The sequence below is a fragment of the Citrobacter sp. TBCS-14 genome, from assembly GCF_005280805.1.
GTDB classification, from domain to species: domain Bacteria; phylum Pseudomonadota; class Gammaproteobacteria; order Enterobacterales; family Enterobacteriaceae; genus Citrobacter; species Citrobacter gillenii.
In genome coordinates, this window is the sequence record NZ_SZWM01000453.1 from 1 (window position 1) to 300 (window position 300).

At 55.0% G+C, this 300-nt stretch carries 1 protein-coding gene; it reads right to left on the reverse strand.

Features of this window, described 5'->3' with window-relative positions; all coding sequences use genetic code 11:
* Positions 1–300, reverse strand: a 300-nt coding sequence (locus FDX22_RS16025; RefSeq protein WP_186805339.1) for a substrate-binding domain-containing protein, incomplete at both ends; no start/stop codon positions are given.

Genomic DNA, 300 nt, shown 5'->3' on the forward strand with positions numbered 1-300 from the left:
TGCCATCGTCACGATAGGGTAGCGTACCGTCGTCAGCCGTGGGCGCACGTAGCGTGAAACCAGTACATCATCAAAACCAATCAGCGAGATTTCTCCCGGCACATCAATGCCGTTATCATTTAATACACCCATAGCGCCCGCCGCCATTGAGTCGTTATAGCAGGCGATAGCCGTGAAGTTTTTGCCGCGACCAAGCAGCTCAGTCATTGCCTGCTCGCCGCCGCTTTCATCGGGCTCGCCAAACGTGACCAGTCGATCGTTTACCGGAATATTGCTTTCCGCCAGCGCGTCGTAATAGCC